General features: G+C 55.5%; 16 protein-coding genes. 14 read left to right on the plus strand and 2 right to left on the minus strand.

From position 1 onward, the window contains the following. Positions 1-10 precede the first annotated feature (10 nt). The 7 genes from U8T64_RS09855 (at position 11) to U8T64_RS09885 (ending at position 6,178) form a co-directional block, all read left to right on the plus strand. Positions 11-787 carry a TatD family hydrolase gene (locus tag U8T64_RS09855; protein ID WP_322183244.1) on the plus strand — a complete coding sequence of 259 codons (777 nt, stop codon included), beginning with the start codon at positions 11-13 and terminating at the stop codon, positions 785-787. A 33-nt stretch (positions 788-820) separates the two neighbouring features. Beyond that, on the plus strand, positions 821-1,453 hold the full coding sequence (locus U8T64_RS09860) for a TatD family nuclease-associated radical SAM protein (protein ID WP_322183245.1): 633 nt from the start codon (positions 821-823) through the stop codon (positions 1,451-1,453). A gap of 56 nt (positions 1,454-1,509) precedes the next feature. Continuing rightward, the gene (locus U8T64_RS09865) at positions 1,510-1,983 is read left to right on the plus strand and encodes a hypothetical protein (protein WP_322183246.1); all 474 of its coding nucleotides are present in this window, start codon (positions 1,510-1,512) and stop codon (positions 1,981-1,983) included. 861 nt (positions 1,984-2,844) lie between these two features. Further along, entirely contained in the window at positions 2,845-3,378 is a 534-nt protein-coding gene (locus U8T64_RS09870; protein ID WP_322183247.1) for a GNAT family N-acetyltransferase, read from the plus strand. 44 nt (positions 3,379-3,422) lie between these two features. Further along, positions 3,423-3,671 (plus strand): TfoX/Sxy family DNA transformation protein, encoded by a 249-nt coding sequence (locus U8T64_RS09875; RefSeq protein WP_322183248.1) that lies wholly within the window; start codon positions 3,423-3,425, stop codon positions 3,669-3,671. 46 nt (positions 3,672-3,717) lie between these two features. Continuing rightward, complete coding sequence (locus U8T64_RS09880) at positions 3,718-4,617, plus strand: GNAT family N-acetyltransferase (protein WP_322183249.1); 900 nt, start codon at positions 3,718-3,720, stop codon at positions 4,615-4,617. A gap of 148 nt (positions 4,618-4,765) precedes the next feature. Beyond that, positions 4,766-6,178: an aminopeptidase gene (locus U8T64_RS09885; RefSeq protein ID WP_322183376.1), complete on the plus strand. Its 1,413-nt coding sequence runs from the start codon at positions 4,766-4,768 to the stop codon at positions 6,176-6,178. Positions 6,179-6,241: 63 nt separating this feature from the next. Here the strand turns inward: U8T64_RS09885 and U8T64_RS09890 are convergent, their stop codons facing one another. Then, a complete protein-coding gene (locus tag U8T64_RS09890; protein WP_322183250.1) occupies positions 6,242-7,000 on the minus strand; it encodes a heparan-alpha-glucosaminide N-acetyltransferase domain-containing protein in 759 nt (252 codons plus the stop codon). Further along, positions 6,997-7,494 carry a deoxycytidylate deaminase gene (locus U8T64_RS09895; protein ID WP_322183251.1) on the minus strand — a complete coding sequence of 166 codons (498 nt, stop codon included), beginning with the start codon at positions 7,492-7,494 and terminating at the stop codon, positions 6,997-6,999. Before U8T64_RS09895 ends, U8T64_RS09890 begins: the two co-directional genes overlap by 4 nt. 161 nt (positions 7,495-7,655) lie before the next feature. On the opposite strand from U8T64_RS09895, the gene U8T64_RS09900 reads away from it, so the two are divergent. The 7 genes from U8T64_RS09900 (at position 7,656) to U8T64_RS09930 (ending at position 13,810) form a co-directional block, all read left to right on the plus strand. Next, the gene (locus tag U8T64_RS09900; RefSeq protein ID WP_322183252.1) at positions 7,656-9,788 is read left to right on the plus strand and encodes a hypothetical protein; all 2,133 of its coding nucleotides are present in this window, start codon (positions 7,656-7,658) and stop codon (positions 9,786-9,788) included. A gap of 49 nt (positions 9,789-9,837) precedes the next feature. Further along, the gene (rsmA, locus tag U8T64_RS09905; protein ID WP_322183253.1) at positions 9,838-10,713 is read left to right on the plus strand and encodes a 16S rRNA (adenine(1518)-N(6)/adenine(1519)-N(6))-dimethyltransferase RsmA; all 876 of its coding nucleotides are present in this window, start codon (positions 9,838-9,840) and stop codon (positions 10,711-10,713) included. A 646-nt stretch (positions 10,714-11,359) separates the two neighbouring features. After that, positions 11,360-11,545 carry a hypothetical protein gene (locus tag U8T64_RS09910; protein WP_322183254.1) on the plus strand — a complete coding sequence of 62 codons (186 nt, stop codon included), beginning with the start codon at positions 11,360-11,362 and terminating at the stop codon, positions 11,543-11,545. 162 nt (positions 11,546-11,707) lie between these two features. After that, positions 11,708-12,199, plus strand: coding sequence for an RNA polymerase sigma factor (locus U8T64_RS09915; RefSeq protein ID WP_322183255.1), 492 nt, complete (start codon positions 11,708-11,710; stop codon positions 12,197-12,199). After that, the gene (locus tag U8T64_RS09920; RefSeq protein ID WP_322183256.1) at positions 12,186-13,067 is read left to right on the plus strand and encodes a DUF4179 domain-containing protein; all 882 of its coding nucleotides are present in this window, start codon (positions 12,186-12,188) and stop codon (positions 13,065-13,067) included. Before U8T64_RS09915 ends, U8T64_RS09920 begins: the two co-directional genes overlap by 14 nt. A 27-nt stretch (positions 13,068-13,094) precedes the next feature. Continuing rightward, the gene (locus tag U8T64_RS09925) at positions 13,095-13,421 is read left to right on the plus strand and encodes a hypothetical protein (RefSeq protein WP_322183257.1); all 327 of its coding nucleotides are present in this window, start codon (positions 13,095-13,097) and stop codon (positions 13,419-13,421) included. Further along, positions 13,349-13,810, plus strand: coding sequence for a hypothetical protein (locus U8T64_RS09930; protein ID WP_322183258.1), 462 nt, complete (start codon positions 13,349-13,351; stop codon positions 13,808-13,810). Before U8T64_RS09925 ends, U8T64_RS09930 begins: the two co-directional genes overlap by 73 nt. Positions 13,811-14,147: the final 337 nt, after the last annotated feature.

A 14,147-nucleotide genomic window follows, 5' to 3' on the forward strand; every position in this document is an offset into this window, starting at 1 on the left:
AGGAAAAAGGATGGAAGCTTTGATTTTTGATTCTCACGCCCACTATGACGACGAGCAGTTTGATCCGGACCGGGAGGCGCTTCTCGGCAAAGCCCTTCCGGAAGCCGGGGTCTGCGGTATTCTGAATATGGGAGCGGATCTGCAGGGCTGCTATGACACGGCGGCGCTGACAGAGCAATATAGCTATGTGTACGGCGCGGTGGGGATCCACCCGGAATGCGCGAAGGAGCTGCCGGAAAATTGGCTGACTGTCCTTCGGGAGCTGCTGAAAAAGGAAAAGATCGTGGCGGTAGGGGAGATCGGACTGGATTATCACTGGCTGGATTCCTGTCCGAAAGAGCGCCAGCAGGAGGTGTTTTCCACTCAGCTGGAGCTTTCCAGGGAGCTTTCCCTGCCGGTGGCCGTCCACGACCGGGAGGCCCACGCCGATACCCTGGAGTTTTTACGGCGGTATCGCCCCCAGGGTGTGGTGCACTGCTTTTCCGGCAGTGTGGAAATGGCTCGCGAGGTGGTAAAACTGGGCATGTATGTTGGGATCGGCGGGGTCGTTACCTTCAAAAATGCCCGCCATGCCGTGGAGGTGGCAAAGGAGCTTCCTCTTGACCGGCTGCTGCTGGAAACGGACGCGCCCTATATGGCCCCGGAGCCCTATCGCGGCAAGCGGAACGACTCTTCCCTGATCCTCCATGTAGCAAAGCGTATCGGTGAGCTGCGGGGAGAAGCGCCGGAGGTCATTTTACAGGCAGCCGGGGAAAATACCCGCCGGCTGTTTCGGCTTCCGGCCTGAGAATGGATAGAAAGGAACAAAAGGACAGGGGATATGGAAGTAAGGCAAAAGGCTGGGAACACCAGCATTACCTATGAGTACGAAACGGGCCTCTATGTCAATATGACAAATCAGTGCCCCAACAGCTGTGATTTCTGTCTGCGGAAAAACAGCTCCGGCAGCCTGTACGCGGAAAACCTGTGGTATCAGGGAAAGGAGCCTTCCAAGGAGGAAATTTGGGCGGAGCTTGCGAAAAGGGACCTGAACCGGTATACGGAGATCGTATTCTGCGGCTACGGGGAGCCCGCCTGCCGCTGGGACGATATGATGTGGCTTTGCGACCAGCTTCGGGCCCACGGCTCTCACTTTATTCGGATCAATACCAACGGCCTGGCAGAGCTGATCACGGGAAGGCGGGCCTCTTTGGAGCTGGACGGAAGGGTGGACGCCGTTTCCATCAGCTTAAACGCCAGCACCGCGGAAAAGTATGATAAGCTCTGTCACAGCAAGTTTGGGCTGGAAGCCTTTTCTGCCATTCTGCGCTTTACCGCCGGGGCGGTGCTCAATGTGCCCCATGTCCGCATGACGGTGGTAAGCACCATGCCGAAGGAGGAGATCGACGCCTGCCGGAAGGTGTGCGAAAGTGTGGGCGCGGATTTCTATATTCGGGAGTATATCAGTCAATAATAGATAGATGTTCCATAGATTCCATCACAGATATTTCAAAAGGGAGGTCATTCAAATTGAAAAGAGGAATTCTTGTACTGCTTGCGGTTCTTTTGCTTGTGGCCTGCGCCGCCTGCGGACAGCCGGCCGGGGGTAGCGGGGAAGAAAACATTGAGGGTTCTCTTTCCGAACTGCTGGCCCAGGTGACAAAGGACGCTACCGATCCGGAGCTTTCCCTAATGGAAACCGAAGTGACGGAGGAGACCTTTTCCTGGTTTCTGTTTATCGAACCGATCGAAGGCGCCGAGGCCATCGTTTCCGAGCCGGGAATCGGCTCTATTCCGCACTGCGTAGCGCTGTTGCGCGTGCCGGATTCCGTAGACGCCGAAGAGGTTCGCGGTGAGATCGAAAAGAATCTGGATCCCAGAAAATGGGTTTGCGTGGAGGCGGAAAAAACCGCCGTGCTCCGCCGGGGAAATTTGATCCTGATGGCCATGTCGGAAGCGAATACGGTGGATAAGGTGGTTTCCAATTTCAACGGGCTTTCCTGAGTGGTTGTTAGCGGTTAGTAGTTAGTTGTTAGAGAAGGGCAAGGGCTTAAGACAAGCGCGTCCCGGTGGGGTGCGCTTAGTTAAGCCCTGTTTGCTTGGAGTAAAGTGAGGGGAACCATTGGGAATGGGCAATTAGAAATGAGCAATGAGCAATTATTAAGATCAAGGACATAGTTCCGGTAAATTGGAATTTAGCAGGCTGGCGACCAGCAGAAAATCCTTGCCTTTCTCACCTGTCGGCTCGGTTGCTGTGCCCCGGTGGGGCACGCCCAGCAACGACCGAAGCGACAGCTGAGAACGGTTCGCACCAGCGGTCTCGCCTATCGGCTCGGTCGGGTCAGAGCGGTCTCCACTGGAGACCTTCCCCCCACCGGGACGCGCCACCCTGAAAGGGGAGGTGGCACGGCGAAGCCGTGACAGAGGGGTTATAGGGTGCTAGCGGACCGCATAAAGCCTGTGTTTTCTGCTCTTCTGTCGGAACCCCTCAGTCAGCCTGCGGCTGACAGCTCCCCTTTCAGGGGAGCCAAGGGTGTGTGCTAAACTATAATTTACCAAGCGTTGGTTACAACGCTTGTTCCCTTTGCCCTTCATTGCTAATTTCTCATTCCTCACTGCACTCTAAATAGCGCTCCTCTTCCTCTTTGATTTTTTTCAAAAAAGGAGTATTCTAACTGTTGCGGCGCGGGGTGCTTACTCTTGCCGCGGTCAGTCACAAAATCCTGACCTTAAAAAATACTAGGGCTGGTTTTTGAAAGACGGGAAAAAGCCTTTTTCTCATTCTTGGGCGGGGAAAAGGGCCTTGCTTTGCTTTTGCAATTAACAGCTAACTACTAATTTTCGCCCTCAGAAAGGAAATCACATATGGAAAATGAAGCAGTCATAGTGGAGACAGAGCGGCTCATTTTGAGAAGGTACAGAAAAAGCGACTTGCCAGATCTGTTTGAATATTTGTCCGACGCAAAGGTGGTGGAGTACGAGCCGTACAAGCCCCTGTCGCCGGAGGAAACGGAAAGCAATTTGGAGTGGCGCATCGGGACAGAGGAAATGATCGCGGTGGAACTGAAGACTTCCCATAAGATGATCGGGAACGTTTATCTGGGAAAGCGGGACTTTGAAGCTCTGGAGCTGGGCTATGTGTTTCATCGGGATTACTGGGGAAAGGGCTATGCGCGGGAAAGCTGTGAAGCTCTGATTCAGCGGGCCTTTACCAATGGAATTCACAGGATCTACGCAGAGTGTGATCCCCAAAACAGAAGCTCCTGGAAGCTGCTGGAGGCTCTTGGATTTCGCCGGGAGGCGCACTTTCTGCAAAACGTTTTCTTTTGGAAGGATCAGAACGAAAAGCCCATTTGGAAGGATACTTATGTCTATGCGAAGCTGTCGCCCGCGGACTGACCACAGCGGCGATCAGTAAAAACATAGCGGTGGGAGGAAAGCATATGGCGGCGGTCACAACTCTAGGGCTGGGAAAAACCATGGAAAAGAAGCTTCATTCAGTGGGTGTTCATTCGGCGGAAGAGCTGCGGGAGATCGGCAGCAAACAGGCGGTTTTTCGGCTGAAAAAGCAATGCCCGAATACCTGTGTGGTGATCCTCTATCATCTGGAGGCCGCTCTTCAGGGTGTGGAAATAAAAGGCCTTGCGGCTGCCTGTAAGGCGGAGCTGAAGGCCTGGTTTCAGCAGCTGTAGGGAAAGAGCTTCCTTGCGGCGGGAAGAAGAGTAAAATGCGGGAAGAATGCTATCAGCTGTTCCGGCGGAATTTTCCTATGTCACCCGGGCGGAGCAGACGGTGAGACAGCTTTTATCCCAGGAGGAAAACCGGATTCTGGCACGAAGAACTGAAGCGGGAGAGCTGATCGGCGCTTCCGTGAGTTGTAAAAACACGGTGTACCTCCTTTGCGTGGACAGCAGGTATCGCCGCCATGGGCTGGGAAGCGCGCTTTTGCAGGAAACAGAGGCGCTTTTGCGCCGGGCGGGGTATGGCAGTATTCAGATCGGGGCCGGGGAGGATTATCTCACGCCCGGAGTTCCGGTGGGAGTTCAGCCCTTTCGGGAAGAGCTGGGGCCGGAGGCGCTGCCCCGGGAATTGGCAGGGCAGAACGCGGCGGCCTTTTTTGAAAAGCGGGGCTACCGTCACAGCTGGGGAGAAGCAAACTGCTTTGATATGGAAGCGGAGCTCTCGCTGCCGGAGCGCTTCAGCTGTGCCGCCGGAGATACCATAGACGGGATCACCTATCGCTGGGCCGGGGCGGAGGATCTGCCGGAGGTGCTGCGGCGCGTCACGGCAGCGAGGCGGATTTTGTGGGTTTTTACCGCTCAGGCGCTCTTTATCAGAAGAAAGGAAACCGGCGGTGGCCGCAGCGGGAAGTACGGTTTGCGGCGCGATTCTTGTAGGCGTGGAAACCGAGGCGTCCCGCACGGGCGCCTTGGCTGTACGGTGGTTTCCCCCGCCTACCGGGGAAGACGGATCGGAACGAATCCGACCCTGGCGGGTACAAAATATTTGCAGGAGACCGGGTTGAAGCGAGGCTTTATCGGCTATACTTATTCCGGGCTGCAAAAGCTGTATGGCCGGGTGGGCTATCGGATCTCCGCCTATTACTATATGGCCTTGAAATCCCTGGGCGGAATCTGATTGACAATTTCCCAAAAGGGGAGTAAAGTAATCAGTGGATTTGGAAAATTCAGGAGCCCCGCGGTATGCCGGTAAGCCGAAAAGCACCGGGGTTTACGGCCGCCGAAGGGCTTTATGAGAATTTTACAGAGAAAGGAAGCGTACAATGATGGCTAAAAAAGCAGAAAAGGTAGACGCGAAGGAGCTTGCAAAGCAGCTTCTCAATGACCGCACTCACGGCGTGAAGAGGGCCGGGGCGCAGGAAATGAAAAAGGCGGATAAATTCGCCGAAGGGTATAAAGACTTTTTGGATCAGGCCAAAACGGAGCGGGAATCTGTGGATTACACCGTAAAGGCCGCGGAAGCCGCCGGGTTCGTTCCCTTCGATCCCGCTCACAAGTACAAGGCGGGCGACAAGGTGTATTACAATAACCGGGACAAGGCTATCTGCCTGGCCGTGATCGGCAAAAAGGGAGCGAAGGAGGGCGTGCGCATTGCTGCAGCTCATATCGATAACCCCCGTATCGACTTAAAGCCCATTCCGCTGTACGAGGCAAATGAGCTGGCGCTGCTGAAGACCCACTATTACGGCGGGATCAAGCATTACCAGTGGACGGCGATCCCCCTGTCCATGCACGGAAAGATCGTGCGGAAGGACGGCACAGAGATCACCGTGAATATCGGCGACCGGCCGGAAGACCCCCAGTTTACCATCACCGATATCCTGCCCCACCTGGGAAGGGATCAGATGGGCAAGAAGCTGGCGGAGGCCTTTACCGGAGAAGACCTGAACATTCTCATCGGCAGCCTGCCTCTGGAGGACGCCGAGGGTGAGCAGCTTTACAAGCTGAACGTGATGAAGCTGCTCCATGAGCAGTACGGTATTGTGGAAAGCGACCTGATCTCCGCAGAGATCTCCTTTGTTCCCGCCTTCCGTGCGGCGGATATCGGCTTTGACCGCAGTATGGTCGGCGCTTACGGCCACGATGACCGGGTGTGCGCCTATCCCGCCCTGGAAGCGATTTTGAACTGCAAAACGCCGGAGCATACGGTGGTGACCTGCCTGGCGGATAAGGAAGAGATCGGCAGCGTGGGCAATACCGGCCTTTGCTCCGAATATCTGAACTATTTTGTGTCCGATCTGGCGGCGGCCGAGGGCCTGGAGCCCCGCCATGTGTGGTCCGCCAGCAGCTGCCTTTCCGCCGACGTGACCGCCGCCTATGACCCCACCTATGCCTATGCCTATGAAGCGGGAAATTCCTGCTATCTGAATCGCGGCGTAGGGGTGGCCAAGTATACCGGTGCCCGCGGTAAGAGCGGCAGCAACGATGCCTCCGCCGAGTTTCTGGGCTGGGTGCGCCGTGTTCTGGACGATGCCGGGGTGGTATGGCAGATCGGTGAGCTGGGCAAGGTAGACCAGGGCGGCGGCGGAACCGTGGCGCTGGATATCGCCCGCCTGAACGCCGATGTCATCGATATCGGCGTACCGGTGCTCTCCATGCACGCCCCCTTCGAGGTGGTCTCCAAGCTGGACGTGTATATGGCCTACAAGGCCTTTAAGGCCTATTTTGAGGCGAAGTAAGTAAATCACAAAATAAAAAACAGGGACGGCGTTTCAAAAGGGAAGCGCTGTCCCTGTTGTATTTTACGCAAGCAGAAGAAAAATCCCCAGCAGCACCGGCTGGTGCAATAGATAGATCAAAAGGCTGTGCCGCCCCAAAAAGGAGAGAGGGAAAAAGCCCGGGCGCAGCAGCTCCAGCGCTTTTTCCCGGCGGGAAAGGCATTTCCACAGGAAGAAGCCGGAGGCGTACAAAAAGAACCAGGGCAGCAAGGGAAAATAATCTGTGGAATAGAAGGAAGGGGAGGAAAAACCCAGAACCGCCGTCCAATCGGTTTGATACAGGCTTTCCGGCAGCGGACAGAGCCGCAGGCCCTCAAAGCCCAGATAGCCCTGAGGAACACCCCGCAGCAGAAAAAAGAGCGCAAGGGAAAGAAACAGCCCCACGGTGGGCGGCAAACGCAGCTTCAGGCGGTGACTCAGCTCTGAAAACAGCTTCAGCAGCAGGGCGGAAAGCCCCAGCAGGGTCAGCACACCGTACTGGATCAGCTCGGAGGGCATGATGAAATAAGTGACCAGCGTGATCCCGCCTCCGCAGACCGTCAAAACCAAGCCGTGGCGAAGGGGCCGCCGGGACAGGCTCCAGCAGAAGCCGGAAAGCAGGATAAAGCTCCAGCAAATGCTTTGCTGCCATAAGTGCCCCGGCGTATCGTGAAGCCAGGGAAGGGAGAGCCCGGCCAGATGGAGCAGGTCATAGGCGGCGTGGTAGCCGATCATGCTGAGAAGGCACAGCCCCCGCAGGGAATCCAGCAGCCCATAGCGGCCCTGTGCTTTTTCGCCGCTCAATAGCCCAGCACGCCCCGAAGGGATTCATCGTCCGCGATCCAGTCCGCCACGGAGATGACGCGGTAGTTTTCCTTATCGTCCCGCACGATCACTCTTTCGATGCCGGCGTTTATCACCAGGCGCTTGCACATGGAGCAGCAAACGGCGTTTTCAATATACTCTCCGCTGTCCACGTTTCTGCCTACCAGGTACAGGGTAGCGCCGATCATGTCCCGGCGGGAGGCGGAGATAATGGCGTTGGCCTCCGCATGAACGCTGCGGCACAGCTCATACCGCTCCCCTCTGGGGATCCCCATTTTCGTCCGCAGGCAGTAGCCCAGGTCAGAGCAGTTCTGCCGCCCTCTGGGCGCGCCCACATAGCCGGTGGAGATCACCTCGTCGTCCTTCACGATCACAGCGCCGTAATGCCTTCTCAAGCAGGTGCAGCGCTGGGAAACCGTTTCTGCCAGGTCCAGATAGTAATTGGTTTTGTCTCTGCGTACAAGCTTTTCCATAGCCATTCCTCCGTGCGGCCGTGCCGCCGTTTTCTATACAGTATACAACAATTTTTCCCCGAGCGCAAATTTTTAAGAGGCCGTTATGTGGCGTTGCCTTTACTTTATTTGGCAGGGCAGTTATAATAGGAGAAAGACGTGCGTGAAAAGGAGGGGAGAAAATGATTCTGGCGGAATTTATCTGGTATTTGAGTTTCCTGCTGATTTCCTGCCTTTTCTTTTTTTCCTTCCAGCTTTGCGGGGTGCTGACAGCCTGGCGTCTGCTGCCGGGGGAAAGCGGCGGCGCGCGGCTGCTGCTGGGCAGCATGCTGGGCAGCGTACTGCTGCAATGGTGCCCGGTTCCTTTCTCCTTCTTTCTGGGATTTACGGCGGCGTCCAGCTTTTGCGGGCTGGGGGCGGCGGTGCTGCTCTGTGTTCTTTGCCTTGCGGTCGTAAAAAAGGGAGAGCGTGTGCCGCTGGGTTTTTCCGCTTTTGCCCGCAGGAAATTTCTGTGGGTGATCCTGCTGGTCCTGCTGCTGTTTTGGGCGTTGGTATGGCGCTCCTTCCGCTGGGAAAACGGCCGGATATGCTCCAGCCAGGCCACCTATGGCGATATGAGCATGCACCTGAGCTTTCTCACCAGCATTGCCCGGCAGGGGACTTTCCCGCCTGAATACTCGCTGCTGCCGGGCTTCCGGCTTTCCTATCCCTTTTTGAGCGACAGTATTTCCTCTTCTCTCTATCTGTTTTATCATATGGCGAAGGGGTTGACCGGCTTTTGGGTCGAGGCCCTGAAATGGTCATATTTCCTGCCGATGGCTTTTGCCGGGGCCCAGGTGCTTTTCGGCGGCTATCTCTTTGTTTCCCGGCTGCTGTCCGACCAAAGGAAGGCGGACTTTGCCTGGACGCTGTTCTTTTTCAACGGCGGCTTCGGGTTCCTCTATTTTCTGGGGAGCGGGAAAGACTTTTGCCGGATCTTTACGGGTTTTTACCAGACTCCCACCAATTACGTGGAGGGAAATATCCGCTGGGTCAATGTGATCGTGGATATGCTGCTGCCCCAGCGGGCGACTCTGTTTGGCTGGGCGGTACTGTTTCCCACCCTGTATCTGCTGTACCGTGCGGTCTATGAGGGAGAAAAGCGCTATTTCCTGTATGCCGGGGTGCTGGCGGGGCTGCTGCCCATGATCCACACCCATTCCTTTGTGGCGATGGCTCTGATCTGCGGGGTGTGGCTGCTGGGCTTTTTACTGCGGGAGCTTTCCTGGGAGAATTGGGGCGCCCGGGCGGGAAAGCTTCTCATTTTGCTGGGTCTGCCGGTCATGTGGGGCTTGCAGGAGCTATTGCGCCGTACCGGAAAGCTGGATTCCCCCGGCTTGCTTTGGACGCTTTGCGCTGCCGCTTGCTTGCTTCTGCTGCTTTTGGGCTGGCTTTTGTGGAAGCGGCTCCGGCAGGGCGCGGGACGCGAACTGCTTTCTACCTGGGGCGTTCTCCTTTTCTCGGCCTGTGTGCTGGCCTTGCCCCAGCTCTGTTTCTGGACCTTTCGCCAGGCGGGAAGCGACGGCTTTATCCGCGGGCATTTTGGGTGGAGTATCGGGGAGGACAATTATCTGTGGTTTTACTTGAAAAATATCGGCCTTGGCGGGCTTTTGGCGCTGGGCGGCCTGCTTACGGCCAAAAGCCGGGAATTTTCCAAATACGCTCCGGCTCTTGTGATCTGGTTTTTTGCGGAATTCGCGGTGTTCCAGCCCAATCCTTATGATAATAACAAGCTGCTTTACACGGCCTACCTTTTGCTGTGCTGCGGAGCCTCGGAATTTTTCTTCCGGCTGCTGCGGAAAATCAGGCTTACGGGCGTTCGAAGGGCCGCTGCCGGAGCCGCCGTGGCGCTGTGCTCCTTTTCCGCCGTACTGACCGTGGGAAGGGAATGGAACGCCCGGTATGAGATCTATGGGGACGGCGCTATCGCTCTGTGTGAATTTGTGGAGGAGCATACCGCGCCGGATTCCCTGATTTTAACAGACACCCGGCACAACAACGAGATCTGTTCCCTGGCTGGGCGCAATATTTTGTGCGGTTCCTCTTCCTATCTGTATTTTCACGGCCTGCCCTACGGAAAATGGGAGCATGCGGTAGAGCTGATGTATGAACGGCCGGAGGAGAACGAGGCGTTGTTTCGGGAATACGGCGTACAGTATATTCTGGTCAGCGATTTTGAGCGCTCCACCTATGAGGTGAACGAGGAATGGATCGCCGGAAGGTTTTCTAAAATTTATGACGATGGGGTGCGTGTGCTGTATGACGCGCGGCAGTGATCGGCTGTTTTCCGCCTGAAAGTTACGGGAGTTCAAGAAAGGAGCACCAATGAGCAAGCTTTCGGAGTTATCTTATATCAAAGAGGTTTTGGCCCGGCACGGCTTTCACTTTTCCAAGGCCATGGGGCAGAATTTCCTGATCAATCCCGGCATCTGCCCCAGAATGGCGGCGGAATGCGGGGCGGATCAGGCGGCCGGGGTGATCGAGATCGGCCCCGGTATGGGGGTGCTGACCTGGGAGCTTTCTCAGGCGGCGAAAAAGGTGGTCGCGGTAGAGCTGGACCGCCGCCTGTTTCCGGTACTGGAGGAAACCCTGGCGGACTGCGGTAATGTAGAGCTGGTAGAGGGGGATATCCTGGAGCTGGATCTCCATAAGCTGATCCGGGAAAAATTCGGGGGTGAAAAGGTGTGCGTTTGCGCGAACCTCCCGTACTATATCACCTCCCCGGTGCTCATGCGGCTGCTGGAAAGCGATCTCCCTTTACAGAGCGTTACCGTTATGGTGCAGAAGGAGGCGGCAAAACGCATCTGCGCAAGGCCCGGCACCCGGGAGTGCGGGGCGGTCAGCGCCTCGGTGTGGTATCACAGCAATCCGGAAATTTTGTTTCCCGTAAGCCGGGGAAGCTTCTATCCGCCGCCCAATGTGGATTCCGCCGTGATTCGGCTGTCCTTGCGGCAGGAGCCGCCGGTAAAGGTACAGGATAAGAATCAGTTTTTCAAAATAGTGCGGGCCGCCTTTTCCCAGCGGAGAAAAACCGCCGCCAATTCTATTGCCTCGGCGGGTCGCTTCACCAAAATACAGGTGGAGCAGGCCCTGGAAGCCGCCGGTGCAGCCAAAAACGCCCGAGCGGAGCAGCTTACTCTGGAACAGCTCGCCACCCTCTCCGATGCGCTCTTGAAGAAGGAAATGAGGAATGAGGAATGAGGAAGGGCGCAGTGCGATAAATTGGAATTTAGTAGGCTTACGAATAGCACTAACCCCTTGCCTCCCCTGAATAGGGGAAGAAGGTTGCTTTGCAACCTTCTGGGACCACCGTTAGGTGGTGGAGAGGTTTCAGTTCGCTATGGACCAGTATAAAACCTGCATTTTTTACCTTTCTGTCGGAACCCCTCAGTCACGGCTTCGCCGTGACAGCTTTCTACGCTGTCGCTTCGGTCGGTGCTGGTCTCCACCGGAGACCAGCACCCCTTTCAGGGGTGAGCGCGTCCCGGTGGGGGGAAGGTCTCCAGTGGAGAACTCAGCTGTCGCTTCAGACATTGCTGAACGTGCCCCACTGGGGCACAGCAACCGCTCTGACCCGTTCTCGTTTGTCAACTCGGTCGTTGCTGGACGTGTGCCACCGGCACACAGCAACCGAGCCGATAGGCGAGACCGCTGATGCGAACCGTTCTCAGCTGTCGCTTCGGTCGTTGCTGGGCGTGCCCCACCGGGGCACAGCAACCGAGCCGACAGGCGAGAAAGCCAAGGGGTGTGCGCTAAACTATCATTTATCGCACGCTCCTAATTGCTCTTTGCTAACTGCTCATTCGTCCGATCTCTAAAATCTAATCTTTCACTTGGAGGAATCAAAATGTCTGACGTGGAAAAAAGACTTTGTAAGCTGCTGCTTACGGCGGACGCTATTGCTATTTTGATCAGCATGGTGGCGGGGCCGCTGAACCGCACGGCATTGGCTTTGGGCGCAGCGGCCAGCGCGATCTTGATCTCCCTCTGCCTTTTGGTATACAGCCTGTATTTCTGGCCCAGGCAGAGATGAAAAAAGACAAAGAAAGCAGGGGAGAAGCGGAGGTTGCTTCTCCCTTTTCTGTATTTTGGGAAGATTTTGCACAAAATTTTAGAATAGCGGAACCTTTTCGCTTGCTGTGGGGTATTCAGAGCGAAACCGGTTTTTAGGGAAACAGAAAGAAGGTGGGGAACCTTGAGCACTCGGTCGTTTTCCCAGGAACAGGCGGAAGAGGTGATCGCAAAATGGTCGGAACTGGTCTACAAGCTCGCTTTTGCTCGGCTGAAAAACCGCGGCGATGCGGACGATGTATACCAGGAAGTGTTTCTCCGTTATGTGAAAAGGGCCCTGGTCTTTGAAAGCCGAGAACACGAAAAGGCCTGGTTTTTGCGGGTGACAATAAATTGCTGCAAAAAGCTGTGGGCCTCTTCCTGGCGGCGCAGCGTTCCACTGGAAGAGAGCCTGCAGGCGGATACGCCGGAAAACCACTATTTAGCAGAGGAACTGAAAAAGCTGCCGTGCAAATGCAGCACGGTGCTCCGCCTGTTTTACTGGGAGGATATGACCGTGGACGAGATCGCCGCCATGCTGAGTCTGCGACCCGGCACAGTGAAATCCCGGCTTTTTCGGGGCAGAGAATTGCTGCGAAACAGATTGAAAGGAGAGAACGACCATGTTGGAACGTGAGTATAAGGAGCTGATGGCACAGGTGGATCCCAGCGCCGCGTTGCGGGCAAGAACTGCGGAACGTATGGTGGCGGCGGGGCAACGCCCGGCTGTTCCCGCGGCGCATAGGAAAAAGCGGATCGTTACAGCGGCACTGGCGTGCGTGCTGGTGATGGCGCTGTCCGTTACGGCGCTGGCCTCCGCCTTTCCGGGCTTTCGGGAGCTGCTGTTCGGGAAAAGCTCCCCGGTGGCGGAAAGTCTGGCTCCCGTTGCCGCCTCCGGAGAATGGAACGGGATCCGCATGGAGGTGCTGGGCGCCATGGGTGATGGAAACCATGTAATCGCCTATTTCACCTTGCAGGATCTGGAAGAAAGAAATCGCTTGGGCGAAACTATGAGCGTGATCGCCGGTGCGGTGCTCAATGGGGAATACCCGGAAACGGAAAACGTGATAGAGGGCGGCATGGCCCAGAGCGCTCAGGTGCTGGAATATAACAGAGAAACCCAAACAGCTTTTTGCCGGTTTGATCTGACCACAGGGCGCTACTGGCTGCCGGGCTCCGCAAACGAAAGAAGCAGCGAGGCTTACAGCGCCGCCAACGCATCGGTGGAGCTTTGCGTTCGCCGCATCTTTGTCGCGGAAGGCTCTTCCGAATATGTGCCGCTTTCCTTCCCGGAGAAGACCTTGACTACAGAAACTCTGCCGGTTGCCCGAGTTTATGATACTACCGGAAACACGGCCCGTTTTCTCATCGTGGAGGAAGCTGAGGCTGCCGATACAGAAATCAGGGGGCAGCTTGCAGAGCAGGGGCAGGAAATGCCGGGTATGCCGTTTTTTGAGCAGTACCGCGGAGAAGAAGACGTTCCGGTGGTTTTGAAGCCCGTTTAGTCTGTTTCCCCGGAAAGCGCGGACTTTGTGGAGATCACAGCCGCCGGTTTTCTTCATGGGAAATTCCATATACAGTATCGATACAAAAACACCGATTCAGGTTCTCAAAGGCACAGCTTCCGAATCGTTTGCGCCAACGCGGGCCAGGGGGAAGCCGTGGCACGGCAGTTGGGAAATGCCGGTTCTGAAAAGATGCTGGCTGTGGAAGAAAATGATCTTCTCGGGTATAAGCGGTTGGACGCGGTCGCTGTGTTTGACCTGAACGAGAACGCCATGGTTCAATGGGGCCACCTTACAGCGCGGCAAAGGACTGCTACGAAGAAATCGTTTTTGATATCAACCCGGAAGAGCTAATGGACTATGAGTTTTTTGCCATGATCTTCTGTTCCAGAGAGGAAACTCTCAGGATTCCAGTAAAATTTGACTTGCAGGAAAGCCTTGCGGAAAGCACCGCCTCCTTTGGCCCTGTAGAGGGAGAGAGTTTTTCTCTGGAAGCAATCGATATCACTCCTCTGGGCGTGTATCTCAGAGGCGCCAGGGATCAGCTGAGCGGTATGGAAAGCCTGGATTTTGTCTGCGGAGAAAAGGCACATTCCTACCATGCGGTCACCACGCCCTATGAATTTTTCCGTGGAGATAACGATACCTCTGCGGTAGTAAAGCTCATGGTGACCGGCGCGCCTGTGGATCCGCAGGAAGTTACCGCTGTGCGAGTGAATGGGGAGAAGATTCCCCTGCGGTAAAGAACGCCGATAGGCACAAGGAGCAATAGAAACTGGAAATGAGCAATTAGGAAAGGCAGGGGAAAGGTTCGGTAAATTGGAATTTGGCGTGTTAGTCGTTAGTCGTAAGTAGTTAGTTGTTAGAAAGGGGAAAAGATCTCTCCTTGTCATTCTGAGCGAAGGGAAGAATCTCGTCCTTTGTTCTCTTGCCCTGGAATTAAGGACGAGATTCTTCGTCACTTCGTTCCTCAGAATGACAAAGGAAGGGGCTTGTTCTTCTCTAACAACTAACAGCTAACGACTAGTTCGCTAAATTATAGTTTACTTCTATACAATTTACTGTTTCGCCTTTGCCTTT

Origin of the sequence: Neglectibacter caecimuris (genome assembly GCF_034335015.1) — a bacterium.
Classification (GTDB): Bacteria; Bacillota; Clostridia; order Oscillospirales; family Acutalibacteraceae; genus Acutalibacter; species Acutalibacter caecimuris_A.